Source organism: Vibrio sp. 779(2023) (assembly GCF_033344285.1).
In the GTDB taxonomy this organism is placed as follows: Bacteria; Pseudomonadota; Gammaproteobacteria; order Enterobacterales; family Vibrionaceae; genus Vibrio; species Vibrio alginolyticus.
Genome location: NZ_JAWPOM010000009.1, coordinates 193,226 through 220,048, shown reverse-complemented (window position 1 = coordinate 220,048; position 26,823 = coordinate 193,226). Strand labels below are relative to the sequence as shown.

Sequence of the window (26,823 nt, the reverse complement as noted above, 5' to 3'; positions counted from 1 at the left end):
AAACTCATGCTTATTATACCTGAGAATTATTATCATTAATATTTAGGAATGAAGTTATGGAAAGCCCTGTTTGTTCACCTATCAAGCTTTCAAGCCTTTGCCTTGCAGTGGGAATGGCGCTATCAACCCCTGTTTTAGCTCAAGATACTGAGTCACATTTTGAAGAGGTCGTTGTATGGGGAACGAAAGTTTCCAGCAACACTGAGTCGATGTTTGCGGACGACATGTCACTGAAGCAAGCCGATCATATGTCTGATTTACTGCGCGATATTCCCGGTGTGGATGTTGGTGGAACACACTCTGTGAATCAACGTATTACGATTCGTGGTTTGAGCGAAACCGATTTGGACATTCGTCTTGACGGTGCTTCTCAGCATGCGAGCATGTTCCATCATATTGGTAACTTGACGTTGAACCCTGACATTCTCAAATCTGCGGACATTCAGGTAGGTAATAACTCTGTGACTCAAAACGGGTTAGGCGGTTCGGTCTACTTTGAAACGAAAGACGCTCGTGACTTACTTCGTTACGATGAAAAGTTTGGTGCGCGTGTTTATGGCGGCTATGCATCCAACGACAACCAACAAGGTTCGTTGACACTGTACGGACTTTTGTCCGAAAACATTGATGCGATGGTCTATGGCCATTACGTCACGCGTGATGATTTTGAAGATGGTGATGGCAATAAAACCTATGGTGCTGCAGGTGATGTTTACAACATTCTGGCTAAGCTGGGGTATGAACTAAATGACATCCATCGTTTTGAGCTCTCTTATGACATGTACCGAGACAGTGGAGATTACAGTCCGCGTCCTGATATGTCGGGTAGTGCAAATAATAGCCTTTCGAGCAAGTTACTTATCCCTACGGATTATGACCGCGATACCGTTACCTTGAGTTATGAGTTGCGAGGCGAACAACACCAAGGAAACGTCACTCTTTATAATACCGAGACAGAAATTAAACGTGACGAAACGGTGATGGCGCCTCGTTGGCCCTCGAACCGTTTATCAAAGAACACCGCCAAAAACCAAAACTTTGGTTTGAATGGCAAATTCCAGTCAGATGTTATGTTAGGTGAGTTTGATAATCGAGTCACTTATGGCTTCGACTACATGGATAAAACGTCTTCGAGTTACTACGGTAGTCGTAAGTTTATGGACGAATCGGCGATTTCAACCGCACTGTTTGTAGAAGATCAGTTCTTCTTCTCTGATGCCTTCTTTATTACCGCAGGTATGCGCTTTGATGATTACAAACGCAAAGCTGAGACAGGAAACAGTAATTATGATGATGTGACTTGGGCTCTAGCAGCAGAGTGGGCGGTGACTCAAGATTGGACGTTGTTTGCGAGTGCACGTTCTCTATTTAAAGGTCCAGAGCTAATGGAAACCTTTATTGCTTACCAAGACGTTGCATTTTTAGAGGATGGGTTAAAGCCAGAAACGGGATTGAACACGCAGGGTGGTGTTCGTTTTGATAAAACCTTTGATAAGCATTTCTTTGGGGCGAATATTACGGTATTCCAAACGGAAATTGATGATTACATTGCAGATCAGTACCAAAACGCGACTCAAACTTACCTGATTTACAACTTAGGTGATGTTGAGATTAAAGGCTTTGAAGCAAGTGCTTCTTATGGTTACGACAAGTTTAACAGCAAACTTTCTTACTCTAAGTCGGACACCAAAAACAAGAATACTGGTGGTCCTGTTGCTGGGGGCAATGGGCGTAGCATTGATATGGGTGATAGCATTGCTCTAACTTTGGATTACCAGTCAGACGCTTTAGAAACGATCTTCGGGTGGAACTCAATGTTTGTTCTAGAGGAAGACAACGTCTTTGATGGTCAGCCAAAGAAAGCAAGTTATGATGTGCATAATCTATACGCTCAATGGGTGCCGTCTGATATTGATGGGCTGTCGGTGACCTTTGGTATTGATAATGTATTTGACGAGTTGTACAGCTCTCATGCGTCTCGTTCGGGGACTGCACGTGGCTTCACGCTTGATGACTACGAGCCGGGTCGCAACTTCAAGCTCTCTGCAGCTTATCAATTCTAACAAGGTTCTTCATAGGACGTTTCAAAGTAACGAGTAAGTTCATGATTAAAGAAAGCACCCGAATAGATAGCGAACACGCTGACAAATACTTAGTGACGCTTTGTCGGCATTTTGGACGAAAAGTTCCTGCTACTTGGAATGAAAATAGCGGTTTGGTGACATTTCCGACGGGAAAAGCTGAGTTTAACCTTTGTGCATCTAGCTTAACTATAACCTGTGAGGCGGATTCAGAAGAGAAACTGAATACGGTGAAGGCGATCATTTCATCGCATGTGGACATGTTTTCTCGTCGAGAAACACTAGCACTTAGCTGGGTTCGTTAGCGCTCGTTTAAGGATGCTGTGATAGAAAGGGAATGTTAAAAGCAAAAGCCCGCAATCTTATGATTTGCGGGCTTTTATTGTTTGAATGCTATTGCGCTTTCTCAGGCTCTAGGCTTTTTTTTTCCTGCTGCATTTTTGCTAGGAAGTAGATGTTAACGCAAGCAATAAAACCGTTAGTTAGTACTACAGGCCAAGAATCAATCATTAGTCCGTAAGCAGTAAATAGCGCACAACCAATAAAGTTAAGGATACGAAGCTTAACAATATCTTTCATAGTTAGCGAAATAGCGACCATGATTGAAGCTGCATAACCTAAAATCTCAACCATATTCATGTCCATTTTTTGACCCTCTTAAAATCTGCCGAATTTTGTCGGTACCAATTCTTCTCATCTTGAGATTAATGAGGAAGCTCCATGCCTCGAATGGTCTTTTTTTGTTGTATGGACGCACTATATCAATGGAAAAACCGTGATAAAAGCCTCAAATCAAGGTTAAGAGAAGGTTAGCGATTACGCAAACGTTTAGGACTGGAATTACTGATAATTTTACTTATTGTGTTGATTGATAATAACGATGACATTAATAGCTCAAACACCATTGAAAGTAAGGGAATATTTACATATGATTGAAAATGATAATTATTTTCAAGTGCTGTGTTTATGTATTTTATTATTAGCTTGCTCGTGTTTTTTTTGCTGTATATCAGAACAAAACCGAACTCGTGGTGTGCGGGGATTCATATCGTAAGCCACTTTTTTATCGTTGCATTTTGTCCTGCAATTTATGTTGTTCAATATTTAATCGTTACGTTTTTTTCGTCACCGATATTGATTAAGATGTCATCACGCTCCGGTGTATACAACATTCTCATTGCTTTTCTTCCATTATTGATCGCAACCGGCAGTCTGGCGTTTAGCTGAATGATTTCATCTCTCTTCTTTTCTTAAAACAACTACACTTAATCAGAATAAGGTATCAATTTCATATAATTATTCGATATCTACGCGTCAGCACATGTGTCACATTTCTGTGACTACGAGTAAGTTTTACTTATGTTGCTTGGTAGTAGGGTATTTATCGATTGTTTAATGATTCAATACTTAGTTTAATCGTATAAAGGTGTGCAGTATGCCGCACTAAATTAATAAGAAATTATCTAAAAAGGTTAATGGGAAACGTAAGCCATTAGCGGAGGTCAGATGAGTACGCACACGGTACCGCAGAGCGCGATTGTAAATGCTGTCAAAGGTGAAGTTTTGGTTTTGGGCCTGGATGGAAACGTTAAGGTCATAAAAGCGGGGGATGAGTTAAGACCTGGCGAGATTATTATCACAGAAAATAATGCTTCTCTCGACGTACAGATAAATAATGAGCTTTATCTGGTCGATGCAAATTGTGTTGCTTGTCTTCCTGTGCCTTCTTCTGAACCGTTAGAACCAGTATTGGTACAATCTCCAGTTAATGGCTTAGTGACTTTTGACCCAACGGCTATTGGAAGTGCTGACTTCGACGCCAACGATATTGCCGCTATCCAGCAAGCTATTTTAGACGGAGCTGACCCTACCGCTATCTTAGAAGCAACAGCTGCTGGCGCAGGTGCTGAAGGCTCGGCTAATGCTGGCTACGTGACGGTTGAATATAATAACCCGGAAGTACTCGCTTCTACTTTTTTTGAAACGTCTGCGACTCGCAGCGGAGAAGATGATCGCGACGAAGATGACGGTTTGAATGTCACGATTTTTGCTGATGGTGGGCAGTCACTGCAATCTAGCGTAACAGAAGGCTCAATTTCTCTATCTAGCTACCCGCAAACCATTTCTTCTAGTGTGCTGGTTGAAGCAGGGGATCTCGCACTTGATACTGCTTCATTTGTACCTGAAACGTCCTCATTAGAGTCTTTGTTAACCGAGTTAAATAGTGACATTACCTCTGGTGGTCAGCCAGTGGCGTTTGTTTACGACGAAGCGCAAAATGCCATTATCGGCACTCAAGGTGGTAACGAAGTGCTTCGTATCGAGATCGAAGCGACATCTTTAGGCCGTGATTTAGAGTTAGAGGTCGTTACCACGATTAGCCAGGGTATTGACCATGTGGCGTCCATCGCTGATGGCCAAGTATCTATCGTCGGTGATCAAATCAATATCGCTTTTGACATTACAGGCGCAGATATTGGTGGTAATAGCATTCAAGCGCCTATCGATTTTACGACAACCGTTATTGATGGCGATGATCCTGCGCCGCAGAACGTTACTTTTGAAAACGTTGAATCTTCTTCTACACCAATTACTGGCACTTTTGTTGATATTGGTAGTGATCAATTGGCAACGGTCACGTTTAATCAAGAAGGACTTAGTCAGTTCGATGGCCTACTGAGTGATAATCAGGCGACAGAAGCGGTACTCTCTGAAGACGGCAGTACTATCACCTTGTCCATTGCGGGCTCGAATGAGACCGTCTTAACCATCAGTTTGAATACTGATGGTACCTACCAATTTGAGCAATTTAAGCCGTTAGAACAAACAAACGGTGAAGATACGATTGAGCTCTCTTTGCCAACCACAATCGTCGATTTCGACCAAGATACGGCAAGCAACACCTTTACGATGACCATCCTCGATGGCGATAACCCAGTGATTGAGAACGTGACGGGCTTGTCTTTAGATGAGGCGGGGGTTGACCAAGGTTCACAGGCAGGCGCGGCAGTAACAAGTGGTACTGGGTCGATCACGACAGCGGTCGGAAGTGACATCATTGATCACTATGAGTTGGAACCTACAGAGTTCAATGTTGGTGGAGAACTCCAATCTCAAGGGCAGGTTGTTCAACTAGAACTAGCGTCCGAGAGTAACGGCGTACGTACTTACGAAGGCTTCATCGAGCTGGATGGTGTGCGTATTACCGTATTTGATGTGGCGATTGATGCACCTGCATTGGGCGAATACCAATTCAACTTGTATGAACAACTTGACCATACGGGTGCTAACGATGACTCGCTCACTTTCTCACTGCCAGTTTACGCGGTAGATGCGGATGGTGACCGCTCCTCTATTACCGAAGGTTCGAACACACCAGAAGCTGCGCAAATTGTCATTCAAGTTCAAGATGACGTTCCTTCGATTGATGGCGTTGATGCGCTAGCCGTCGATGAAGACGATTTATCAAGCATTGGCTCCGATCAAAGCGACTCTGTGTTCGCGCAAGGTAGCTTCACGACGACTCAGGGCTCAGACCGTGTTGTAAGTTATCAATTAGAGAGCGGCACTGATCCACTCAATGGGTTGGAATCGCAGGGGCGATCTATCTCTCTGACGGAAACAACCAATTCAGATGGCAGCTTTACCTATTCTGCAACGGCAGAAGGGGACGCTATCTTCACCTTACAAGTGAACCCTGACGGTTCTTATTCATTTACCCTTGAAGGTCCAATCGATCATGCTGTGGGTAGCGATAGCTTAACTCTAGACTTCACTATTGTCGCAACGGACTTTGACGGTGACACCAGTTCACTTGTTCTACCGGTAACCATTGCCGATGATGTGCCAACCATTAATGACGTTGTCGCTCTTACCGTCGATGAAGATGACTTAAGTTTGGTAGGCTCTGACCAATCACAGTCAACGCTGGTCGAAGGTCAGTTTACGACAACTCAAGGTTCTGATGGCGTCGTACAGTATCAGTTGGATGTAAACGCTGATTCTTTAAATGGCCTGCAATCTCAAGGTCAAACCGTTTCCATTGCCGAAACGCAAAATGCAGATGGCAGTTACACCTACAGCGCAACGGCAAATGGCAGTGCAGTTTTCACATTAATTTTGAATACCGACGGCTCGTACAGTTTTGAGCTGCAAGGTCCAATTGACCATGCGGCAAATAGCGACAGCTTAACCCTTGATTTTAGCGTTATTGCTACAGACTTCGATGGTGACACAAGCCAAATCGTATTGCCTGTTACCATCGTGGATGATAAGCCAACTATTACCGATGTTGATGCGATTACTGTTGATGAAGATGATTTAGGCACGATTGGTTCGGACCAGACTGACCCGATTTCTATTGATGGTAGCTTCACCACCACACAAGGCTCTGACCGAGTGGTAAGTTATCAGCTTGATGCTTCTGCAACACCAGTTGACGGCCTTACATCACAAGGCGTGGCAGTTACGCTGACTGAAACCGCAAACGCTGATGGCAGCTTTACTTACGAGGCGACAGCGGGTAGTGAAGCGGTCTTTACGCTGACGGTGAATACTGATGGTAGCTATAACTTCACGCTTGAAGGTCCAATCGACCACGCGGTAGATAGCGATGAGCTGACACTCAACTTCCCAATCATCGCAACAGACTTTGATGGCGACACCACAAACGCCACTATCCCAGTGACAATCGTGGACGATAAGCCTGTTATTACCGACGTCGACACCATTACGGTTGATGAAGATGATCTAGCGTCAATTGGCTCAGACCAAAGCAATCCAATTTCTATTGATGGCAACTTTACTACCACACAAGGCTCTGACCGAGTGGTGAGCTACCAACTCGATGGCACATCAACACCAGTTGACGGTTTAACATCGCAAGGCGTGGCTGTCACACTGATAGAAACCGCAAATGGTGATGGTAGTTTCACTTATGAAGCGACTGCGGGTGGCAACCCAGTATTTACTCTGACAGTAGATACTGGTGGCTCTTACAACTTCACGCTAGAAGGGCCAATTGATCACGCGGTGGATAGTGATGAGCTGACACTCAACTTCCCAATTATCGCAACCGACTTCGATGGCGACACAGTTACTGAAACCATTCCAGTCACGATTGTTGATGATGTACCGACCATCACAGCGGTGGATGCGTTAAGTGTCGATGAAGATGACCTTACCGGTGTGGGTTCCGACCCTGGCGGCGATCTGTTCGTTGAAGGCGCGTTTACTACCACACAAGGCTCTGACCGAGTGGTGAGCTATCAACTGGATTCAACCGCTGATCCTGTTGCGGGGCTAACCTCTCAAGGTGAGGCGATTACCTTGGTGGAAACCGCGAATGGCGACGGCAGCTTTACCTATGTTGCGACCGCTGACGGTAATCCAGTCTTCACGTTGAATGTAGCAGCAGATGGTACGTACGACTTTACGCTGCAAGGCCCGATTGACCATGCAGCTAACAGCGACAGCCTGACGATTGATTTCCCAATTATTGCCACCGATTTTGATGGTGATACGACTTCGGCGACCATTCCAGTCACCATTACGGATGATGCACCAATCATCGATAATGTTGTGCCTCTGGCTGTAGACGAAGATGATTTATCAGGTATTGGCTCAGACCAAAGTGACGCTGTGTTTGTTGAAGGCGCGTTCACCACTACCCAAGGTTCAGACCGTGTAGTGAGCTACCAACTTGATTCAACGGCTGATCCTGTCGCAGGTTTAACTTCTCACGGTGAGCCTGTTACTTTGGTAGAGAATGCGAATGCTGATGGCAGCTTCACTTACGTGGCTACCGCGGATGGCAATCCGGTCTTCACCATGAATGTTAATGCTGATGGCACATACAATTTCCGCCTTGAAGGGCCGGTGGATCACGCGTTAAATAGCGATGAATTGGTTCTGAACTTCCCAATCATTGCAACAGACTTTGATGGCGATACGACAACCGCGACTATTCCAGTCACGATTACTGATGACGTTCCAACCATCGATAACGTTGTCCCACTAACAGTAGACGAAGATGACCTTGCCTCAATTGGCTCAGACCAAAACGATGATGCGTTTATGTCGGGCTCTTTCACCACAACTGAAGGCTCGGACAGTGTTGTTAAATACCAGCTTGATGCAACAGCAGATCCAGTAGCAGGGTTGACCTCTCATGGTGAGCCTGTCGTGCTTACTGAGACAACAAATGGTGATGGCAGCTTTACTTACACTGCCACAGCAGATGGCAATGCCGTATTTGAATTGGTTGTGAAGCCAGATGGCAGCTACACCTTTACTCTGCAAGGTCCACTAGACCATGCGGTGAATAGTGACAGTCTACAAATCGACTTCCCGATTATCGCAACAGATTTTGATGGCGACACGTCGACGGAAACACTACCTGTCACCATCGTTGATGATAAACCAACCATCACTGATGTAGACGCAATCCGTGTGGATGAAGATGACCTAGCGACGATTGGCTCTGATGGCTCAGATCCAATTTCAATCGATGGCAACTTCACTACAACGCAAGGCTCTGATGGGGTAGTGAGCTACCAATTAGATACTGCTGCAACACCAGTTGATGGTCTGACATCACAAGGTGTGGCCGTCACGCTGACGGAAACTGCAAACGGCGACGGTAGCTACACTTATGAAGCGACAGCAGGAACTGAAGCCGTATTTACGCTGACCGTGAATACGGATGGTTCATACAACTTCACGCTGCAAGGTCCAATCGACCATGCGACGGGTAGTGATGAGCTGACACTGAACTTCCCAATCATCGCGACGGACTTTGATGGTGATACCACCACAGAAACGATCCCAGTCACCATCGTGGATGATAAGCCAACCATTACCGATGTCGATGCAATTACCGTTGACGAAGATGACTTAGGCACGATTGGTTCGGATCAGACTGGCCCGATTTCAATCGATGGCAACTTCACCACCACACAAGGCTCTGACCGAGTAGTGAGCTATCAGCTTGATGCTTCAGCAACACCAGTGGCTGGACTCACATCACAAGGCGTGGCAGTCACATTGGCTGAAACCGCAAATGGCGACGGCAGCTTTACCTATCAAGCAACAGCAGGCACCGAGTCGGTCTTTACACTGACAGTGAACACTGATGGCTCTTATAACTTCACGCTTGAAGGCCCAATCGATCATGCTGTTGATAGTGATGAGTTAACGCTCAACTTCCCAATCATCGCAACAGACTTTGATGGCGATACCTCTGCTGAGACAATTCCTGTCAAGATCGTTGATGACAAGCCGACACTTGGTGGAATCGAAGCAACAAGTGTGCAAACGGTTGATGAGGACGATATCCCAACAATCGGATCTGATGGTACACAGTCGAACAGCATTGCCGGTAACTTCATCGCGACTGATGGTTCTGATGGCATTGTCGAGTACAGCGTTTCTGACCTAACGACGCCAGTACAAGGCCTGACCTCTGGTGGTCAATCTCTGGTTATGGTTGAAGTATCAAACGCAGGTGGCGTTTCAGTTTACGAAGCTCGTATTGATGGCACGACGACACCAGTATTCCGTGTAACCCTCGATGCCTCTGATGACAGCTACACGTTCGATTTGCTCGCTCGTCTCGATCATCCAAATGCTGATGGCCAGAATGAACTGATCATAAATTTACCGATAAACGCGACTGACTTTGATGGAGACGTGTCGAACAACATCACCTTACCAATTACGGTTGTGGATGATGTTCCGACCATTGATGGTTTGCTAGCAGGCAGCGAACAAACCGTTGATGAAGATGACCTACCAGCAGGTACGGATGCTGCAAGTGCAGAAGATACTGTTATTTCAGGTACTTTTGATATCACCGAAGGTGCTGACCAAGTTGCTTCTATTCAGCTGAGTGACCTGACCACGCCAGTTGCGTCACTGACTTCAGATGGTGACGCTATCACCTTAGTTCTGTCTTCTAGCGCAAACGGCGTGAACGTATACCAAGGTGTCGCTGGCAATCCTGCTGAAGTGGTTTTCGAACTGACGTTGGATGCAACGAACAACACCTACGAGTTCGATTTACAGAAGCCGCTTGATCATCCAGATGGTAATCAGCAAAACGAGATTGTTATTAACCTCCCTGTGACGGCGACAGATAATGATGGTGATACTTCACCAGCCTTCACATTGCCAATTACCGTTGTGGACGATGTTCCAGTTGTTACCAATATTGAAAGTCTACGTGTCGACGAAGATGACTTACCTCTTGGTTCTGATGGCACTAAAGAGCCGTTAACGGTATCAGGTGAATTCGAAGTCACTAGCGCAGATGGTATTGATGCTTTCGAATTGGATCTGAGCTCAAATCCTATTCCGAACCTGAAATCGGGTGGAGAAGAGGTAACACTTTCTCAAGACGTTGGCGCTTCAACTGCTGACGCGCTTGTTTACGTGGGACAAACTCCGGGTGGAGTGACGGTCTTCACGTTGACACTTCATCAAGATGGTAAATACGACTTTGAGTTATCTGGTCAGTTAGATCACGCGGTTAACTCTGATGAGATTTTGTTGAATCTACCTGTGAAGATCACGGATGGCGACAACGATACCATCACTGCGACCTTGCCAGTTACGATCGTAGATGACAAACCAACCATTGATGCTATTAGCTCTGGTAGTACCTTGTCTGTGGATGAGGATGATATTCCAAGCCAAGGTTCGGACGACACGCCAGAATCCAATATCATTGGTGGCAACTTTGACGTTACTGATGGTGCCGACTCTATCGTTAGCTTCCAGTTGGATAGTTTAACATCGCCTGTTTCTGGCCTTACCTCAGGTGGTCAACCGCTTGAGTTGGTTGAGTTTTCAAATTCAAACGGTGTGATTGAGTACCGAGCTTATGTACAAGGTACGACGGACACCGTCTTTAAACTGACGCTAAATGGTTCAGCAGACAGTTATGAATTTGAACTGTTGGGTGCACTTGATCATCCTGCAGGTAATGATGAAAACTCGTTAATCATCAACTTCCCAGTCAACGCGACCGATTTTGACGGCGATGTGTCCAATAACATCACCTTGCCGATCACAGTGGTGGACGATGTTCCAGCGATTGTGAAAGTGACAGACTCAAGCCAACAAACCGTTGATGAAGATGATCTTGCTGGTGGCTCTGACACGACAAGTAGTGATTCAACGGTATTGAACGGCGGATTTGAGGTCGTTGCTGGTGCAGACAAGATTGTCAGCTACCAAGTTTCAGACCTTGATGCAGTCGTGTCTGGCTTAACGTCGAACGGCAGCAGCATCGAGTTGAATCTAGTAGGCACGAATGGTGGAGTAACCAGTTACGAAGCGGTTATTACTGGCACATCAACTAAGATCTTCACGCTGTCTCTTGATGCGAATAATGACAGCTACCAATTTGAGCTGTTGGGACCAATCGACCATGACGCTGTTCAAGGTGAAAACAACCTTGTCATTGATATTCCAATTACAGTAACTGACTTTGATGGTGACACGTCATCATCACTGAATCTTCCAATTACCGTAGTTGATGACATTCCCGAAATTAAATCAGCAGATGCTTTGGCTGTTGACGAGGATGACCTTGTCAACGGCTCTCAGGCAACCAACAAAGACAGCCTAGAAGCAACGGGCAATTTCGATACGGTGGAAGGGGCAGATACCGTTGTCTCTTACCAGTTAGATCTTACTTCTAACCCGATACCAGGAGTAACTTCAGGTGGTTTTGCGGTGACGTTAGTTCAAACCGCGGTAAGCAACAACAACTTTACTTATCAAGGTCAAACACCTGATGGTAACTCAGTGTTCACACTAGTTTTGAACGCTGACGGCTCTTACAAGTTTACGCTTGAGGGTGCGCTAGATCACTCAACTCAAGGCGAAGATACACTCATACTTGATCTCCCAGTCTTTGCGACCGATGTCGATGGTGATACGGCAGGTATTAACTTACCAGTGACGATTACCGATGATGTTCCAACCTTGCACGATGCATCTATTTCGCGTGTTGAGGGGCAAGGCAGCCGCACGGTTCGTTTATTCCGAGGCCCTGTAGAGGGAGATGATGACCTTGGTGCTGACGGCGCACAAGTGACTTCATTCTCGGCTGATGATTCAGGCATTTACTTTAAGCAAAACGGTGTTGATTCTGATTCTGTCGATTTGAACGGCAGCGACCAAGTCGTATTTGTTCACAAGGTTCTTGACGGAGTGGATACTGAAATCGGTCGTTTGGTTGTTCGAACCGATGGCAGTGTGTCATTCCGTCCGAATGACGACCTTGACCATACCGAAACCGACTCGATTGATTTCACCATCAACGTTGTTGCAACCGATGGTGATGGCGATATCGCAGATGCCGATGTGGATATCTCGATAAGAGACCGCAATGCGCAAATTGACACGTCTACCGTTACTGCGTTCGAAGACCAAGGGCGTGATGGTGTCGTTGTGGGCGTTGACTCTGCAAATACTCAGGACAACTTGTCGACGCTGGATGTTAGCCCTGCGAAAGTCGACTTGGTTATCAATTTACACGATATCGACCGTAACGAGAGCTTAGGTGACATCACTATTCGAGATGCTGATACTCACAACGGTACGTTCTACTACAGAGACGGCAGTGGCTTCTACATTGAATTAACATCTGTGGGCAATACGGTTGTTCTCGACGCATCAAATGTTGAGCAGTCATTCAATGGTGAGCTTGTCTCGCTAGATAACTTGTACTTCGTACCAGATCGTCATACATCAACCGATCCTTCTGGTATCGATCCTCGTATCCGCGTGGAAATTCTTAACAATGGTACGCCAGATCATACGATTAATGGTCGTTTAGACATTGAAGTTGCTGCCGTTGCAGATATTGCAATGTGGACGGCAAGCAGCGAATTTAACTACTCGGTTGATGAAGATGGAAACAATGTCGCACTTAACATCACGGCTGAAACCCAAGACACTAGTAACCCTGAAGGCATTGTGTACGAGCTTGTCTTTACACAAGGAGAAGGTAACGCAGAGTTAGTCTATTCAGATGGTAGTGCGATACCAAAATCCAGTGGTGTTTATCTGGTGGATGCAAGCCGAATTGATGAAGTTCAAGTTGATCCGATAGATAACTTCTCGGGCGAAATCAAAATTGATGTCACCGCTATTACGACGGAAAACAACAATCCACTGCTTGGGAAAGATACCGCTCGCTCAGAAACCGAAACCATCATTATTGATGTAAACCCAGTTGCGGATAAAGGTAGTTTTACTGTAAACCGAATTAATGTGTTTGAGGATAATGCTCGAACTCAAAATACGGTAGACCCTGTCACTGATCACGACCCACTCCAATTAAGTGAAGTGATCACCATGAAACCATCAGCGGACTTAGATGGTTCTGAAGCGTTATTTGTGCGCATTTCTAACTTCTCAATTGATGGGGTTACTTTGGTGTGGCTGGACTCAGCAAACCCAAGTCAGATAGTAGAAGTGACCGACTCAGGCGGCAATGTACTCTATTACGAAGTGCCAGAGTCTGAATTAGCGAACGTCGAAGTTCTTCCTCCGTTGCACAGCAATGATGACTTTACTTTCAATGTCGAAGGCATTGTGAAAGACACAGCATCATTGTCTACCGGTACGACAGAAGATGTGTTGTCACTGGGCAGTAAGACTGTCATCGTTGGTGTAAAAGGTGTTGCTGACATACCAGACACGGTATTAATTGACGCGGGGAACGTTTGGAACCGATTCGTAGACGGAGATGTGGCCGGGATAGAGACGACTATTGAAGAGAATGGTGTTGTAAACCTCAACTTCTCGGTTGTATCAGGTGAAGTTGCCGATAGACCTCTGGATGATTCAGAAGCCATTACTGTTATCCTGTCCAACATCCCCGATGGTGTTCGTGTCGTAGATTCAGACGGTTCAAGCGTTGACCTCACCTTTGTTGGCTATGATGGTAACGGTCAACCGATTTACGAAGCAAACATCACTGGGCTGAATTTTAATTCCGGTATTCAAATTATTCCAGAAGCCTCTTCAACCGAAAACATTGCGATTACAGGGACGATCATTGTTACCGAAAATGATGGTCATAGTCGTGTGATTGAAAGAGAGGTAAGGATCAAGGTCGAACCCGTTATTGACGCTCAAGATAACTACGTTGTTCGATCTGAGGGAGATGAAGATACGCGCTTTGACATCGATTGGAAACCGACGCTCGTACAAAGCCCTGATACCGATGAATTCTTTAGTGATGTAACCATCTCTGGATTTCCTCCAGGCAGCACGGTCTATGTAGATGGTGTGGCACAAACGCTTGTTTCTGGAACACTAACGCTTTCACCGCAAGCCGGTGAATCAGAGCAAGATTTTTCCGCTAAAATCTCTCAAAGTGGCTATGTTCAAGTCCAGTTGGAGCAGGATTCAAGTACTGACTTTGACTTGACCACGACCGTCACTGTGAAAGAGATTGACCATGAATATGTTGACGCTTCGAATCCCGGTGAAGGTATCGCTGAGAAAACCATCAATGGTACGGTGAATGTCCAAGTTAATCCAATCGTTGAGCCAGAGGATAAAACGGGGGCAATAGATGACCAAACCCGTCTGCTTGTCACTGAAAGTGGTGGTGGTGCTACCGATATCGTGAAGTCAGACGATCAAGGTAACATTGACTTTACGATCAACACTTCTATGGGGGGCGAATCTGGTGCTCATATCATTAAATATCAAGAGTTTGATGCGTCTTCAGATGAAGTGGTGACTCAACTTGTTGTTCAATTTCACAATGTGGACCCTGAGATCCTCAACCAATTGGTTATCGTCGGTGCACTAAATGAAGGTGGAGGTCGTTGGATAGTAACCAATGAAGACAACTTCTCAATTAAAGCGCCGTCTGGACTTGATTTAACACCAAACGATGACAGTGACGATGGCGATAACGGTGGTCTCTCTCAAATTGGCTTAACCATTTACGCAGAAGTAAATGATTTGGGCGAGGATTTGGGCAACGAAAAAGATGCGACGGTCGTGCGTCAAACGGATGTGACACTAGAGTTTCCAACCGTCCTCACACCGAAAATGAGTGTAGCGGCAGAGATTCAGGTGGCTGATGATGTCCAAATTCAAGCGTTGGAAGACAATTCTATTAACCTTGGTGCTCAGTTGACGTCGAAAGTCGATGCGATTAATGCAGATGGTGTGGAAGATGTCTTAACTATTATCGTCGACCCGACAGCTCCTGGCATTCCTCCTGGTTTGGTGATCACGGGGACGGATGTTGATTTTGTCAATGGTAAATACGTGTTCCAAGCCCATATCGATGCGAGTGGAAATATTACTGGCCTTGATGGCTTGACGATGCACTTGGCAGAAGATTACGCAGGTGATTTCGAATTACCAATTCGGTTTGTCACTAAAGACACTGAGTCCGGTGATGAAAAAGAAAATAATGTCCAGTTTCCAGTTCAGGTTTTACCGGTTGCAGACGTTCCGAGTTCAGCCGGGGATCAGCCGTTGGATAGCGATGTCACACCAAATGTAAGAGTAGATATCGTCGGTACTTTCGGCTTGGATGCAAACAAACAACCTGTGACTGATCTAAATAACGACGTTCCCACGGCGGATGGTGTTGGTTACGAAGATGGCTTAATCCAACTTAACTTGAGTGTTGATTTTGCCGATCAATTTAACAACACTCAAGGTGGTCGAGAAACACTAACGAACATCAAGTTAGAGCTTGATGACACAACATTAGGTGAGTTTGTTGATGCCAATGGTAACAGCTTAGGAACCAGTATTGAGTTTAATGAAGCTGAGATTTTAGCTGGTGCGCTTGACAATGTTCTGTTTAAGCCAAAAGAAAATTACCCCGTAGGTGGTGGCCAAAATACCGTCAAGATTAATATCGAGGGAGAAATTACTGATGAAGCTGTGTTTGATCAGTCTATCTTGAATAACTCTGGCGATAATATAGATGTGAGAACCTTCACTGACGATGTCACATTTGAAGTTACGCCAGTCGTTGATGACATTACCATTACAGGTGCCGATCCGACGCAGCCAATCACGGTGATTGGTGACGAAGATACTTTAATTTCGCTGAATCAATCGGGCTCTGGTGTTTCGATCAGCCTGAACGATAATGACGGTTCTGAGAGTTTCGTTTCACTCAAGTTAACGGGGCTTCCTGATGACTTTATCGTTAAATCCAATTCCTCTGATTATGTTGTTAAGAACAACGGTGGGGGCGAATGGAGTATTCAACTAAAAGATCTCACTCAGACGTCCATTGACCTGAGTGACATCCAAATTAAACCGCCAAAACACTTTAGTGGCGAGGCTGAGATAGGTATTACGGTCTTCATTCAAGAGGAGTTGCTACAAGTTCCAACGGAACGAAACAACAACTTTACGCTTATTGTCAATCCTATTGGTGATGATGTTGATGTGAATCCCGATACTTCGGCTGCAGGTAATGAGGGCGAAGACATTGTTATTAATGTAAATGCGTTAGTGGTTGATAACAAAGAGTCCATCGGAGATGGTGCAAACTACCAGGAAAATGATCCAGAGACGCTGAGAGTTGAGGTCTCCAATGTCCCTGATGGGGCGAGTGTTTCATTACCTGATGGGACAGTGTTTACTGACCAAGGCGGCGGCATTTTTGTCTTAGAAATCAATGCTCAAGACTTGGATCAAGTGGTGTTTAATTCTGGGGATCGCAACGATAACTCATGGGATGGTTCGCTGCATTTCAAAGTGCAAGCCGTTGATACTGGGCTCGATGGCAGTCAAAGCTTGGGCTCTGCAGAGGAGTTTGATGTCACTGTTGATGTTGAAGCAGTGAACGATCGTCCAGAGTTCGTCAACACCGTGGATGTGGAAACACCAGAAGATACGCCATTGCTGCTTGATGGTTTCAGCATTACCGATATTGATGCCGTACTCGATGATCCGAATGCTGAATACGTACTCAATGTGAACGTCGACAGCGGTATCTTGGAGCTTAATCCAACGCTCATCACTACTTACAACCTAACCGTGAGCGGTGATGGTACGGACTCCGTTGAACTGAAAGGCACAGTGGCCGATCTAAACAATGCCATTGCAGACGGTCTGATTGAGTTTAATCCAGACCTGAACTTCTTTGGTGACGTTCAGGTGGATGTGACAGTCGATGACCAAGGTAATGACGGTATCGTAATTGGTGGGGTAGATGACACCCTAAATACCAACAGCAGCAGCTTCAATATTGAAGTGACAGCGGTGAATGATACCCCAGAAACTACGCCAGTGACGCTACCGGATATTGAAGAAGATAGTGGTGTGTTCTCCATCTCTGAAGCGGATCTTATTGCGAATGCGACAGACGTAGAGAACGATAACCTCACGGTCAGCAATGTTCAGTTAACGGATCCGAATTCGGGTAGCATTACTTTCAACAGTGGTACGGGAGAGTGGGAATTTACCCCAGCACCAGATTACAACGGTCCAGTTGAAATCACGTACACCATTACAGATGATGGCACGACAAATGGTGCATCCGATCCTAAATCGGTTAACGGCAGCGCATCGTTCAACGTAACGGAAGTCAATGATGCTCCAACGACGTCTGAAGTGACACTTTCTGATATCGCAGAAGACAGTACGGCGGTTGATATTACCCAAGCTGATTTGTTGGCGAATGCGTCTGATATTGAAAACGACACCTTGATGGTGAGCAATGTCCAGTTGGTTGATCCAAGCAGCGGCACATTGGATTTCGACAACGTAACAGGTACATGGTCATTTACTCCTGCGCCTGGCTACAACGGCAAGGTCGATCTGACCTACGACATTACCGACAACGGTACAACGAACGGCGTTTCAGATCCTCAAACGGTGTCAGGAACGGCGACCTTCGAAGTCACTGAGGTGAACGATGCACCGGTAACATCAGAGGTAACGTTGAGTAGTACCGAAGAAGATGGTGGTTCGGTAACTATTACGGCTACTGAGTTGCTGAGCAACGCAAGTGATCCTGAGTCAGACAACTTGACCGTCGATAATGTTGCGTTAGTGGACCCAACTTCCGGCACGTTGACTCAAGTGAGTGCGACAGAGTGGACGTTTGAACCCGCAGCAGATTTCTTTGGTGACGTTAATTTCACTTATGAAATCACAGATGACGGAACCACTAACGGCGCTCCAGACCCAATTACAATCGCGGGCACAGCAGTGTTGAATGTTGAAGCTACCAATGACGCACCTGAAATCACTGCAGCGTCGGTAACGGATACGATCAATGAAGCTGATGGCCAGAAAGTAACGGGTATTAGTGTGAGTGACGTCGACTTTGCGGGCGCACAAGCAAATGAAAGCATGACCGTGACTCTTACAGTTACCGAGGGCGACCTTCGTGTCGAGCCGCCAGCAGGTAGTGGTGTGACTGTTGGGGCGGGGATGGCTGGTGAAATAACCCTAATGGGCACACCAGATAATATTAACTCCGTTCTTGGAGCAACAGACGCTTCTGAGGGTGTATTTGTGGATGCAGGAGATGTCAACGCAGCTTCAATCACTTTATCGGTGAAAGTCGAAGACAACGGCGTGTACTTCGAAAATGCGGGTACCGCATTGGAAGCGAATCAAGACTTCACTATCAATGTGACACCTGTAGCTGATGCACCTACATTGAGTATCAATCCTCAGTTTAATTACATTCGTCAAATTGCGGCTAGCCAAACCGCGAGCAGTCAAGGTTTAGCGATTGTCGGAATCATGGCGGCGCTTACTGATATTGACGAGGTGCTGTCTTTGGAGCTAACGGGCGTACCAGCTAGTGCTGAGGTAACAAGTGGCGTTTCTCCATCAGGCATTAGCTTCGATGGTACCACTTGGACAGTACCAAGCGATGAAATTGATACGCTAGAAATTGTCGCAACAGATACTAACAGTGGTATTGATGTCGGTTCTTACGACATTTCGCTTACGGCGATATCAACGGAATCTAATGGCGATGAAGCGCAGTCTTCACCTGTCCAAATTAGTTTGGATGTGAGTAGTGATAGCGACGATATTGACCAGTCAACCGCAGTGGACGACAGCTATTTAGTCGGCGGAGACACAGGTATCAACTTGATTGGTGGAGACGGTGACGACGTTATTCTGGGTGGTGATGGTGATGACGTGCTTATCGGTGGCTTAGGTTCAGATATCTTAACGGGTGGAGACGGCAGCGATATCTTCAAGTGGACGGTAGATTCCGTTGATGAAGGGGCAGTGGATACCATTACTGACTTCACTGTTAACGAAGACAGTATCGATTTACGTGAAGTTATCTCTGATCTCAATAACTCAATGATCGACATGGATGATCTGCTTGGTCACATTTCAGCAGACTACGATGCATCGACGGAAAGTGTTTCTCTGAACATTACGACGGATGCAAATGTTCAGCAGACTATTGTCGTGGAAAACTTAGGTACTTCAATCGACTTCAACGGTCTCAGCTCCAACGAGATTGTAGAGTCATTGCTGAACAACGGTGTTATTGATAACGGATAAACCTGTATACAACACAAAAATGGGCGGCTCTGATAAGCCGCCCATTTTTTTCGGGAACGCTTGATTTTAAACAGGAGATATTTGAATCGAAATAGAAAGCAAGAACGAAACAAAGGGGGTATCTTGTTACGACGTTATAGTGATAGTTGGAAATGAAAATAGCGATAATTTGACGTTAAATCGCCTAAACGTGGATGTCTAGCAAGCTGCCAATGATTTCATTGTTTTTCTCTATGACAGACGCGCCAACTCGGTTATAACCAGCGGCTTGTGCGAGGTTGATGAGAGATTCAACTTTTTGAGAGGGAAGGCTAGGTGTTGAGGCTGTTATTGCGACATCCGAAACCGCAGCTAAATCGATGTTGTGATCAGAAAGCTCTTCTTTTACCTTACTTACATTATTGCTAATGCCATGTGCAGCTTTCTCGGCCATTTGTTGTGACATCTGAACGATGTGGTGTCCAGATTGAATTCCCGATACAGGCATATCACTACTCCCAACATTATGATAGTGAGAGCATAGGTGGAGTTTATAAAACGTTCAAGTGTTTTATATCAATGACTTGATTAGGCAAACAGTTTGGCAAGCATTTCTCTTTCTTCACCAGATAGAACCGGTTTTTGCGCTTTATTTAGTTTCACGCTGATCTCACCTTGTAATGACTTTAACTGACTTGCCGTTAAATCACTGAGCTTTTGTTTAAGTTCATTAAATTGTTGTGCGTTCATCTCAATACCTTCGTCGTGATTCGGTTTATCCGTCGTTGCCCGAAATTCTTCATCCTTTGGATACAACATATTTATTCAACCAAAATAGATTAGAATTTGATCGATTGCTTTTTGTCCGAATATTGTCAAGGTGTGTTAAGTGATACGTCAGATTTTTCCTAAGAAGGTACATAATTACCCACTTTGGGGTAGATGGAAGCGTAAAAAGAAAAAGGGAAGCGATATAGCGCTTCCCTCTTACATATGGTTTGAATGTTACTAACTTACCCTGACGGCAAACTTACTAGCAAGTGAATGAAGCTCTGGGAGCATGCGATAGATAAGATGAAGTTGCTGCAATACCATGCGGGCAGAGCTGTCGTCTTCATCGCGCCATTCGTTTAAGCGTTGCTCGAGTCCAGCATCATCAATATTAGATAGGTCACACTCCTCACAATGCTGGTGAAGCTGTTTATGAAGTACATCCAGATGCTGATGAATACAACGGTGAGCATCTAAAACGAGTTTATGAATTGACTCATCTTCGATGCGAGTTCTGTGCGCGCCTAATGCAGAAATATAGTTCAACATTGCGTGATTTAACGTTAGGAAGCGAAAACTTTCATCAACAGCTGCGCGATATTTGCCAGGCTCCGCCAGCATCGTACTAATCGCAGAAGAGAGTGAGGCATCATTATTGTGGGCTTGGCGGCGAGCGATACGGTAACTCAAATTGTCTTTCTTGCCGATTCTATACTGACCAATGATCTGATCGAGATACTGCTTGTTTGCCTCTATCGCATCCGACATAACTTTGTGAAGCCTTCTCGACTGCCAGTCGGGCAAAATAACTAATACAGCTCCTACTGCAAGTACACACCCGATGAGGGTATCTGCTAGTCGAGGAAGGACAACTGCGTAACCTTCACCTAGTTGATTAAATAAGAAGAGGACGAGCAGTGTAATAAAACCAGTCGCGTACCCATAGTTGTTCATCCGGAAGGCGAAAAACATCACACCAGAGATAACGATAAATACTAACTGGCTTTCTTGAGAAGGGAAAAAAGTCAGCAATGGTACACCAATCAACAAACCAGCTAATGTACCTATTACTCGCGCCGTCAATTTTTGGCGAGTGGCACTGTAGTTCGGTTGGCATACGAATAAAGTGGTTAAGAGTATCCAGTAACCTCGGTCGATGTTGAATATTTGAATGATTCCATAGCCAATCGTTAAGGCAATTGACATACGTAATGCATGCCGAAACAGCATCGAATCTTTGTGTAAATTTGCTGATATACGCTGCCACATCGCTTTTAGCGTGTGTGGGTTGGTATCGGCGAGGGTATCTTCTTCTAGGCCTTCGACATCTGGGTTGTTAATGTTATTAAGTTGTTTTTCTACCGTCGCTAAGTTGTTGAATAAATATGTTAACTGCATCAGCAGACGTTTCCAGTGCCCTTGCTTTTGTTCTTCTAGATAAGCAAGAGAGTTCTGTACTTCAGCTAATGCCAGAATAGATTGATCGGTATGGGAGTATTCATTTCCTAGCTGAATGGCTAGTGCAATATCACGACACGCTTGGGCTTGAGACTCCAAAAGATATTTAAAACGAAACAGCACATCAGAACGTTCAAATTCGGTCGCTAAATCCTGATAGCGATAATGGCTAGAACTGACGCGTTCGTGAATGTCTTGAGCGATGAAATAAATATTTAAAAATCGGTCACTAGGCCCATCAATGTGACCCCGTTTCGATCGGTTAAGTAATGTGGTTTTACAAGCGTTTAGTGCCGTAACCGTGGCAGCATTGCATTTTGCAGCTTCAATCCGTAGCGGTTGTGGCGTCAAGTTGGTCACAGGGTGAAAAAGCTTGGCTTTCGCATCAAGATAATTCGCCATTTGGAAGAACACATTGGCTAAGCTTTGTTGCACCGGTTGAAGAGGCCAAAATATCTGCCAAATCATGGACATGAAGTAATACCAGGCGGCACCAGTTAAAAGCAGTAGTGGCTGAAACCAAATGTTGGTGCTTTCATGTGCGCCAAGCATAGTATAAATAGCGATCAGCAACGAACCAAAAGCAATACTCGCGTACTTAGGACCTATCGCCCCAAGAATGATGAAGCCGAAGGTTGAGATAAATAATCCCAACGCAAAAGCCCAAGGGGTATCGAACAAGATTTCAATTGAAAAAGCAGCAAGCGCAAAACAGAGAAAGGTGAGAATCAGAGCCTTGATGCGTCCAGTGAAACTGTCATCACTTTCAGCCAAAGCAGCAGCAATAACGCCTAATATTAATGGCGTTATCAGCGTGTTTTGCTCGAAGTACCAAGTTGGGATAACCACACCCAGTAAGGTAATGAGGATAAGAACGCTGTAATTTATCGTCTTGTTTGCCCAATATAGCCGAAATTTAGAAGTTGCTTGCACAGTGCGCCTTATGTTTCCGATGAAGAACAGGGGGAATACTACCAGACCCACTATAGCGCGTTTATGATTTACTTTAAGAAAAATTCGTGGTTGCTGATAAAATCAGCAGAGATGTCATTGACTTATATTAAAGCTGCCAGGTCATGTGTTGAGGATTGTAAAGCCAGCTTCAAATAACCTCAGCTTTAGGTTATTAAATCGACAGTAATGTGAATTTTATTAAAGAATAGAAGAAGAAGCTTACTTAGGTGCTCGCCGTTGCTACAATTTAGCGCCTTAAAATGATATAAATCGACAACTTCTAAACTAAAAGGCGCACGTTTCATGCAGCTTACTGCCACTAGCAAAGCACAGTTTTTTATTCAAAATGAGTACCATCAGGTCGAAATAAAAGAGAACAGTGTTTTATTAAGCTCGATAGGCAGTGAAGAACATATTCCTTTTACGATCTGGAATGGCAAAGTTAGCGTAAAGCGTGGGTTATTATGGAGCTCTTTACAGTTTTTTGCTCATGAACACGAAGGCAAACAACAAAGCTGGCTAGTCCAAGGTTTACCGTGGCCACAATGCCGAAAGTTCGCGCTTGAGGCCGTTCGTCAATATCAAGAGTGGCACAACACTCAGTGCCGAAAACTGGCTGAGTATCTACCTAAGTGGGAAGAAGAGCTTTACAAACTAAAGCACTTGCCTGCTTACTTATCGCATTCTCAAGTGGTCTCCTGGGTTGAAAGTCTTAACCAAGAGTTAAGCGAGATGAAAACCACCCTAGAAGAAGCCAAAATGCGAATGCCGAATCGTATGTCGCAAATAGAGCCTTGGCTCATTGATACCTCTGAGGCGCTTGGTGAGCGTAATCGCGATTGGCTAGAAGCAGAACGTCCAAATTGGGAAGTGCTGTTTAATCAAATTGAATCCTCTCCTTTGAATTTATCCCAGCAATATGCGGTATTACTCAACGACGACCACAACTTAGTTCTTGCTGGGGCCGGCTCGGGCAAAACCAGCGTTTTAACCGCACGAGTTGCCTATTTGTTGCAAAGCCATCAAGCTCAAGCAGAAGAGCTTCTCATGTTAGCGTTCGGTCGTGATGCGGCGACTGAAATGAAAGAACGCTTAGTAGATAAAGTGGGCATGGCGGCAGACGGTGTGCGCGTAAACACATTCCATCAGTTGGGTTTGTATATTCTTAAACAAGTCGAACAGCAACCTGTCGAAATTAGTCCTTTAGCGTTGGACGAAAATCAACGAACAGCATGGTGTGTAGACTGGTTGAAAAAACATTGGATGACACCCACCAACTTTAAACGTTGGCAAAAACATTTAGACAAATGGCCGATTGCGTACCTAAAAGGGGATGATGAGTTAGGAAGCCATTCAGAAAATCCAAAACTGATCGCTTGGCTAGATTCGCAGCTGTCTCATTTAGCGTCGGTAGGGTTGACCAAAAAGCAAGTACAAGAAAAGCTCGTAAACCACCAAGACTATACGCGTTTAAATAGTGAACTCGCCTTATGCTGGCCATGTTTTACAGCGTGGCAGAAAATGCTTAAAGAAAGCAACCAAGTGGATTTCCCAACCATGATCAGTCGTGCGACAGATTATGTGAATAAAGGGAAGTTTGTCTCGCCATGGCGCTTTATTATGGTCGATGAGTATCAAGATATCTCTCCAGATCGTCTGGCATTGATTGAAGCACTGTGTGAATCCACTCAGAAACAAGCAGGTGCCACGTTATTTGCTGTTGGCGACGATTGGCAAGCGATCTATCAGTTTGCAGGAGCGGATGTCGATCTTATCACTGGCTTTAAAGAACGCTTTGCTCACTCTACCGTTCATCACTTAGATACAACTTATCGTTTCAACAATCAGATTGGTGATGTAGCGAATACATTCGTGCAGCAAAACCCATCGCAGTTGCCGAAAACACTAAACAGCCACAAACAACGCAAGCAGAAGAGCGTACATACCGCGCCGAGCAATCAAGTGGAAAAGATCTTGGATCACTTGAATCAACAAGCCAAGCAAACCAAGTCAGTTTTATTGCTAGGACGTAACCATTATCATAAGCCCGATTTGTTCGACGATTGGTTGCGACGTTTCCCTAATCTCGATATTCGCTTTATGACTTGCCATGCGAGTAAAGGACGCGAAGCTGACTTTGTGATTATTCTTTCTGTGGATGAGGGGCAATTCCCCGCTAAGAAGAAGCAAATTCACATTGATGGTGCGTTGACGGAGTCCAAAGACAAATTCCCTTACGCAGAAGAGCGCAGGCTATTTTACGTGGCGATTACACGTGCGAAAGAGAAGGTTTGGATCACGCATACTGGTGCGGGATCTGCATTCGTTCAAGAGCTCGTTAATGGTGACTATCCCATAGTGACTTCCCGTTAAATGCAACGTTTAGAATGTTAAAAACAGCAAGGGCGATACTTGGTATCGCCCTTGCTTTATTTGGTTGGCATCAAAGCTTACATGCGCTCAGCAAGATAGGCTTCGTAATCCGGTACTTCGATGTCTACTTCTTGCTCAAGAAGAGGGGAGTTAAACAGGAACTTAGCGGTGGCTCGGTTCGTTGCTACAGGAATATTCCAAACACTAGCAATACGAAGAAGCGCTTTAACATCTGGGTCGTGAGGTACGGCATTCAGTGGATCCCAAAAGAAAACGAGAACGTCGATTTTGCCTTCTGAAATGAGAGCGCCTAGTTGTTGATCACCGCCCATCGGACCACTGATCATGCTCTTGATCGCAAGTCCAGTTTCTTTACTCAGCATGTGTCCTGTCGTGCCAGTTGCGTAAAGGAAGTGACTCTGTAGCTTTTCTTTGTTTTCTTTTACCCAGCGAAGTAGCTCAGGTTTGCAGTTGTCGTGAGCAACCAAAGCCACATGTTTATGGGTTGGCATGGTACGAATGGTTTTTTGCATCAAGATGTTTCCGTTTGTATGATTTTAAAATTGTTGTGGCTCAATAGAACACGTTTTTGGTCTTTCAATCAACAGCCTTAACACGGAATGTCGGCCTATATTCTGACGGAGATAACGATTCTTCGATCGTGTCGTCATGAAGCGTCTTCGGAGTCAGTGGTTTGATGGTTGGTGAGGCATGTTTGTCATAAGCTTCACCTCTTAAGTAATACGTTGCTTGCATCACGGAAAGCCGACCTTGCTGCACCATTTTATCTGTTGGTGCGAAGAGTACTTTGTTACGTAACAGGCCTCGATATACACCATGACTTAAGTACACAGAAACTAAACCGATCTCCTCAGCTTTGCCGGCACTGCGCAGCTCACTGATGGCCGCTTCAATCGCCACTGCACTGCCAACAATGTAATCTATATTTCCCATATCGATCACACGTTGAACTAGGTTACGTTGTAACTCCTTGTCGTTGTCTGCCCAAAATGAGTCAACAATGTTGATATCACTTCCTTGTATCGCTTCATAAAATCCGGCAGTAACGGGTTTCGTACCACCACGAGTTCGCGGCCCCAAAAGTAAGGCAATGTTGGTTTTTCCTGACCCCTTTGGATGGCGAGCTGCCAAATATTGACCCGCTTCGTATCCCATCCAATGCCAGTCAACACCGACAGTCCCTTTTAGCAACTCACTTTGTTCTTCATCCAAGTCGAGTTGGTTCACAGTAGCAAAAACGGGAGTATTCCCCACCCAATTTTTAAGTGAATGCTCGTAAGCCTGTGGGTCCACGGTCCCAAGGATAACCGCATCTGCTCCCCATTGGTTACACAGTGCGAGTTGTTGTTCTTGACGGGTTTTGTTTGGGTAGCCGCCCGCTTCAAGGACTCGTAGCTCGACACCTTCTCTTTTCGCTTCCGACACCATTCCATAGTTTACTGACAACCAGTATGAATCCTTTAGGTGAGGGTATATTGCACATATTTTCTCTGCGGCAACCGCTGGCAAAGAAGCAACGAGGGTTAAAGTGGCTGCAGAATGTTTGAAAAATGTGCGAAATGCGTGTTGATTTTTAACCATGAAATGAAGTTCGTTGGCATAGATTAAGTAAACACTGCAAAATATAACGTAATAT

At 45.2% G+C, this 26,823-nt stretch carries 10 protein-coding genes; 4 read left to right on the top strand and 6 right to left on the bottom strand.

What is annotated here, in order from left to right; all coding sequences use genetic code 11:
• Positions 1-56 precede the first annotated feature (56 nt).
• Complete coding sequence (locus R8O70_RS13765; protein WP_158155942.1) at positions 57-2,063, top strand: TonB-dependent siderophore receptor; 2,007 nt, start codon at positions 57-59, stop codon at positions 2,061-2,063.
• A gap of 41 nt (positions 2,064-2,104) precedes the next feature.
• Positions 2,105-2,386, top strand: coding sequence for a DUF2218 domain-containing protein (locus R8O70_RS13760; protein ID WP_005376622.1), 282 nt, complete (start codon positions 2,105-2,107; stop codon positions 2,384-2,386).
• Positions 2,387-2,474: 88 nt separating this feature from the next.
• Here R8O70_RS13760 and R8O70_RS13755 read toward each other — a convergent pair whose 3' ends face one another.
• Positions 2,475-2,726 carry a YgjV family protein gene (locus tag R8O70_RS13755; protein WP_005376619.1) on the bottom strand — a complete coding sequence of 84 codons (252 nt, stop codon included), beginning with the start codon at positions 2,724-2,726 and terminating at the stop codon, positions 2,475-2,477.
• Positions 2,727-3,587: 861 nt separating this feature from the next.
• Between R8O70_RS13755 and R8O70_RS13750 the strand changes: the two genes are divergently transcribed.
• Positions 3,588-19,631 (top strand): retention module-containing protein, encoded by a 16,044-nt coding sequence (locus R8O70_RS13750; RefSeq protein ID WP_318184216.1) that lies wholly within the window; start codon positions 3,588-3,590, stop codon positions 19,629-19,631.
• A 184-nt stretch (positions 19,632-19,815) separates the two neighbouring features.
• Here the strand turns inward: R8O70_RS13750 and R8O70_RS13745 are convergent, their stop codons facing one another.
• The 3 genes from R8O70_RS13745 to yccS form a co-directional block, all read right to left on the bottom strand.
• A complete protein-coding gene (locus R8O70_RS13745; protein WP_054730279.1) occupies positions 19,816-20,118 on the bottom strand; it encodes a hypothetical protein in 303 nt (100 codons plus the stop codon).
• An 80-nt stretch (positions 20,119-20,198) separates the two neighbouring features.
• A complete protein-coding gene (locus tag R8O70_RS13740; RefSeq protein ID WP_005376575.1) occupies positions 20,199-20,429 on the bottom strand; it encodes a hypothetical protein in 231 nt (76 codons plus the stop codon).
• A gap of 189 nt (positions 20,430-20,618) precedes the next feature.
• The gene (gene yccS / locus R8O70_RS13735) at positions 20,619-22,772 is read right to left on the bottom strand and encodes a YccS family putative transporter (protein WP_005376573.1); all 2,154 of its coding nucleotides are present in this window, start codon (positions 22,770-22,772) and stop codon (positions 20,619-20,621) included.
• Positions 22,773-23,096: 324 nt separating this feature from the next.
• On the opposite strand from yccS, the gene helD reads away from it, so the two are divergent.
• A complete protein-coding gene (gene helD / locus R8O70_RS13730) occupies positions 23,097-25,166 on the top strand; it encodes a DNA helicase IV (protein ID WP_213965467.1) in 2,070 nt (689 codons plus the stop codon).
• A gap of 77 nt (positions 25,167-25,243) precedes the next feature.
• On the opposite strand, the gene R8O70_RS13725 is transcribed toward helD, so the two are convergent.
• Entirely contained in the window at positions 25,244-25,699 is a 456-nt protein-coding gene (locus tag R8O70_RS13725) for a methylglyoxal synthase (RefSeq protein WP_005376571.1), read from the bottom strand.
• Between the two features lie 64 nt (positions 25,700-25,763).
• Positions 25,764-26,813, bottom strand: coding sequence for a TMAO reductase system periplasmic protein TorT (gene torT, locus R8O70_RS13720; RefSeq protein WP_258473774.1), 1,050 nt, complete (start codon positions 26,811-26,813; stop codon positions 25,764-25,766).
• Positions 26,814-26,823 lie beyond the last annotated feature (10 nt).

Coding starts and splice junctions, on each gene's coding strand:
- R8O70_RS13765 (WP_158155942.1), top strand. CDS start 57: ATGGAAAGCCCTGTTTGTTCACCTATCAAGCTTTCAAGCCTTTGCCTT.
- R8O70_RS13760 (WP_005376622.1), top strand. CDS start 2,105: ATGATTAAAGAAAGCACCCGAATAGATAGCGAACACGCTGACAAATAC.
- R8O70_RS13755 (WP_005376619.1), bottom strand. CDS start 2,726: ATGGACATGAATATGGTTGAGATTTTAGGTTATGCAGCTTCAATCATG.
- R8O70_RS13750 (WP_318184216.1), top strand. CDS start 3,588: ATGAGTACGCACACGGTACCGCAGAGCGCGATTGTAAATGCTGTCAAA.
- R8O70_RS13745 (WP_054730279.1), bottom strand. CDS start 20,118: ATGCCTGTATCGGGAATTCAATCTGGACACCACATCGTTCAGATGTCA.
- R8O70_RS13740 (WP_005376575.1), bottom strand. CDS start 20,429: ATGTTGTATCCAAAGGATGAAGAATTTCGGGCAACGACGGATAAACCG.
- helD (WP_213965467.1), top strand. CDS start 23,097: ATGCAGCTTACTGCCACTAGCAAAGCACAGTTTTTTATTCAAAATGAG.
- R8O70_RS13725 (WP_005376571.1), bottom strand. CDS start 25,699: ATGCAAAAAACCATTCGTACCATGCCAACCCATAAACATGTGGCTTTG.